Genomic DNA, 4,296 nt, shown 5'->3' with positions numbered 1-4,296 from the left:
GCACGTGACCGTGGCATTCCCATCCGTATCGGCGTCAACGCCGGTTCGCTGGAAAAAGACCTGCAGAAAAAGTACGGCGAACCAACCCCAGCCGCGCTGGTTGAGTCGGCATTGCGCCACGTCGAGCACCTTGAACGCCTGAATTTCCAGGACTTCAAGGTCAGCGTAAAGGCCTCCGACGTGTTCATGGCGGTAGAAGCCTACCGCCTGTTGGCCAAGGAAATCGTGCAGCCGCTGCACCTGGGTATCACTGAAGCGGGCGGTTTGCGCTCAGGCACAGTGAAATCTGCGGTGGGTCTCGGTATGCTGCTCGCCGAAGGGATTGGCGATACTATCCGCATCTCCCTGGCGGCAGACCCCGTAGAGGAAGTGAAAGTCGGCTACGACATTCTCAAATCCCTGCGTTTGCGTTCCCGTGGCATCAACTTCATTGCCTGCCCGAGCTGCTCGCGGCAGAACTTCGACGTGGTGAAAACCATGAACGACCTGGAGCTTCGCCTCGAAGACCTGCTGGTGCCGCTGGATGTAGCGGTGATCGGGTGTGTGGTCAATGGGCCGGGTGAAGCCAAGGAAGCCCATGTGGGCCTGACTGGCGGTACACCGAACCTGATTTACATCGACGGCAAGCCGTCGCAGAAACTGACGAATGAGAATCTCGTGGATCATCTGGAAAAGCTGATCCGCGAGAAAGCAGCTGAAAAGGTTGCGGCTGACGCAGCGCTGATCGCGCGCGGCTAAGAACGAATTTAAGGATTAGATGTGAGCAAGTCTCTGCAAGCCATTCGTGGCATGAACGACATCCTGCCGGAGCAGACGCCACTGTGGCGCTACTTCGAGAGCACGGTCGCGCGCCTGTTGGATAACTACGGTTACAAACAGATCCGCATGCCGATCGTCGAGTTCACCGAGCTGTTCAAGCGCTCCATCGGTGAAGTGACCGACATCGTCGAAAAAGAGATGTACACCTTTGAAGATCGCAACGGTGACTCCCTGACCCTGCGTCCGGAAGGTACAGCCGCCTGCGTGCGTGCCGTGCTCGAGCATGGTCTCACCGGTGGTGGCCAGCCGCAGAAGTTGTGGTACATCGGCCCGATGTTCCGCCACGAGCGCCCGCAGAAAGGCCGTTATCGCCAGTTCCACCAGATCGGCCTCGAGGTGTTCAACCTCGATGGTCCGGACATCGACGCCGAGCTGATCGTGCTGACCTGGCGCCTGTGGGGCCTGCTCGGCATCCGCGACGCGGTCAAGCTTGAGCTCAACAGCCTGGGCACCAGCGAATCCCGGGGTCGCTATCGCGTTGCCCTGGTCGAGTATCTGTCTGCTCACTTGGACAAATTGGATGAAGACAGCCAGCGCCGTCTGAAAACCAACCCGTTGCGCGTCCTCGATACCAAGAACGCCGACACCCAAGCCGTACTGGTCGACGCGCCGAAAATGGCCGACTACCTGGACGACGAATCGCGCGTGCACTTCGAGGGCCTCAAGGCTCGCCTGGATGCGGCCGGTATTCCCTACGTCATCAACCCTAAACTGGTGCGTGGCCTCGATTACTACAGCAAGACCGTGTTCGAGTGGGTCACCGACAAACTCGGCGCCCAGGGCACCGTGTGTGCCGGTGGTCGCTACGACGGCCTGGTTGAGCAAATGGGCGGCAAGCCGACCACCGGCGTAGGTTTCGCCATGGGCATCGAGCGGCTGATCCTGCTGCTGGAAACCCTGGAGCAGGTCCCGGAAGAAATCTCCCGTCAGGTGGATGTGTACCTATGCGCCTTTGGCGAGGCCGCCGAACTGGCAGCCCTGGCCCTGAGCGAAAAAGTGCGTGACCAACTGCCGAACCTGCGCCTGCAGATCAATGCCGGCGCCGGCAGCTTCAAGAGCCAGTTCAAGAAGGCCGACAAGAGCGGCGCGCTGTATGCGCTGATCCTCGGCGATGACGAACTGGCCCAGCAAGTGATAGGTTTCAAACCCCTGCGTGGCCAGGGCGAGCAACAGAACATTGCCTTTGATGCGCTCGCCGCGCACTTGGCCACCTGCGTCGTGCAGGGTTGAAGCTGTCGAACAGCCGAATTTAGCGATTAAGGAGTATTGGGGTGTCGAGTACTGATGATGAGCAACTGGCCGAGTTCAAGGACTGGTGGCAGCGTAACGGCAAGCCCCTGGTTACTGGCGGTCTGCTGGCTTTAGTGGTGGTGTTCGGCTGGCAAGCCTGGCACAAGTATCAGGCCAACCAGTCCCAAGGCGCCTCGATCCTCTATCAGCAATTGCTGGAAACCACGCTGACGCCGGACGGCAAGCCTGATCCAGCCCAAGTGGCGGACCTTGCCGGCAAGCTGAAAAACGAATTTGGCGGTAGCACCTACGCCCAGTACGGCAGCCTGTTCGTCGCGAAAGTTGCGGTCGACACCGGCAAGCTGGATGACGCAGCCACCGAGCTGAAGGCCATCGCCGACAAACCGACCAACCCGACCCTGGGTGAAATCGCACGTCAGCGCCTGGCGCAGGTATTGGCGGCACAGAACAAGGCTGACGAAGCACTCAAACTGCTCGACGGCGATGCTGACAAGGCATTTGTGGCCACTCGTGAAGAGCTCAAGGGCGACCTGTTGGTCCAATTGGGTCGTACCGACGAAGCCCATGCTGCGTACCAAAAAGCCAAGGCGGCGCTGTCTGATGAAGCAGCGGTCGGTGGCTTACAAATCAAGCTGGACGACTTGGCCAAAGGGGATGCGTGACGTGATCCGTTGGAAACATGCAGCATTGCTGGCTCTGGCCGTTCTGGCCGCGGGTTGCAGCAGCAACAGTAAAAAAGAACTGCCTCCTGCCGAGCTGACCAGCTTCAAGGAAGAAGTGGTCCTGCAAAAGCAGTGGAGCCGCTCCGTCGGTGACGGCCAGGGCGACCTGTACAACTTGTTGCAGCCGGCAATCGACGGCGACAACATCGTGGCCACTGACTCCACTGGCGTTGTCATGGCCATGGATCGTATGAATGGCGACGTGAAGTGGAGGAAAGACCTCGAGCTGCCGGTTTCCGGTGGTGTGGGCGTCGGCTACGGCATGGTGCTGATCGGTACGCTTAAAGGCGACGTGGTGGCTCTGGACTCGGCAACGGGTGAAGAGAAATGGCGCGCTCGCGTGACCAGTGAAGTGCTCTCCGCGCCTGCCACCAACGGCGATATCGTCGTGGTGCAAACCCAGGATGACCGTGTGATCGGCCTGGATGCCGCCACCGGTAACCAGCGCTGGTTGTATGACAGCACCCCGGCGGTGTTGACCCTGCGTGGTACCAGTGGTCCGATTGTGACGAACAACCTGGCCGTTGCTGGCCTGTCGACCGGTAAAGTGGTCGCCCTGGATACTCAGAACGGCGTGCCGGCCTGGGAAACCCGTGTGGCCATCCCGCAAGGTCGCTCCGAGCTGGACCGCGTAGTGGACATCGACGGCGGCCTGCTGCTGTCGGGTGAAACCATTTACGTGGCCACTTACCAGGGCCGTGTTGCGGCGCTGGACCTGCAAAGCGGCCGCATCAACTGGCAGCGTGATGCTTCCAGCTACGCCGGTGTCGCCCAAGGGTTCGGCAGCGTCTACGTAAGCCTCGCTTCCGGCACCGTTGAAAGTGTCGACGAGCGTTCCACCACTGCGCTGTGGAGCAACGACTCCCTGGCTCGCCGTCAACTGTCGGCACCGGAAGTGTTCTCCAGCTACGTAGCGGTAGGTGACTTCGAAGGTTACCTGCACCTGCTGAGCCAGGTAGACGGTCGTTTTGTCGGCCGCGAGCGTATCGACAGCGACGGTCTGCGTGCGCGTCCGCTGGTTGTGGGTAACATGCTTTACGTGTTTGGCAACAGCGGCAAGCTGGAAGCCCTGACCATCAAGTAAGCAACTATGCTTGGGGTAAAACCCAGGCGGCCCCGCTTCGGCGGGGCATGCGGCATTTGACTATGCTGCCCCGAGCACCAGCCGCTGCCTTGCAGCGGCTTTTGTATTTTCTGAAATAACGAAGTGGAGAGCCGCATGGTTCCCGTAATCGCCCTGGTGGGCCGACCTAACGTCGGCAAGTCCACCTTGTTCAACCGCCTGACCAGGACTCGTGACGCCATCGTTGGCGACTTGTCCGGTCTGACCCGTGATCGCCAATACGGTGAGGCAAAGTGGCAAGGGCGCTCCTACATTATTGTCGACACCGGTGGTATCTCCGGTGACGAGCATGGCATGGACGAAAAGATGGCCGAGCAGTCGCTGCTCGCTATCGAAGAAGCCGATGTCGTGTTGTTCCTGGTGGACGCCCGTGCGGGCTAC

The 4,296-nt window shown here is 60.1% G+C and carries 5 protein-coding genes; all 5 read left to right on the top strand.

Annotated features, from left to right (window positions below):
- Window positions 1-738, top strand: a 738-nt coding sequence (locus FEM54_RS25865; protein ID WP_138453590.1) for a flavodoxin-dependent (E)-4-hydroxy-3-methylbut-2-enyl-diphosphate synthase, incomplete at its 5' end; no start/stop codon positions are given.
- A 21-nt stretch (window positions 739-759) separates the two neighbouring features.
- Complete coding sequence (gene hisS, locus FEM54_RS25860) at window positions 760-2,049, top strand: histidine--tRNA ligase (protein WP_017135952.1); 1,290 nt, start codon at window positions 760-762, stop codon at window positions 2,047-2,049.
- A 41-nt stretch (window positions 2,050-2,090) separates the two neighbouring features.
- The gene (locus FEM54_RS25855) at window positions 2,091-2,732 is read left to right on the top strand and encodes a YfgM family protein (RefSeq protein WP_017135953.1); all 642 of its coding nucleotides are present in this window, start codon (window positions 2,091-2,093) and stop codon (window positions 2,730-2,732) included.
- Window positions 2,725-3,876: an outer membrane protein assembly factor BamB gene (gene bamB / locus FEM54_RS25850; protein WP_138453589.1), complete on the top strand. Its 1,152-nt coding sequence runs from the start codon at window positions 2,725-2,727 to the stop codon at window positions 3,874-3,876. The genes FEM54_RS25855 and bamB overlap by 8 nt, the downstream gene beginning before the upstream one ends.
- Before the next feature lie 135 nt (window positions 3,877-4,011).
- On the top strand, window positions 4,012-4,296 hold a 285-nt coding region (locus tag FEM54_RS25845), incomplete at its 3' end, for a GTPase (protein ID WP_138453588.1).

Source organism: Pseudomonas edaphica, assembly GCF_005863185.1.
GTDB lineage: Bacteria > Pseudomonadota > Gammaproteobacteria > Pseudomonadales > Pseudomonadaceae > Aquipseudomonas > Aquipseudomonas edaphica.
Note: the sequence above shows the minus strand (reverse complement) of the source record. Positions and strands in the feature narration are given on the sequence as shown.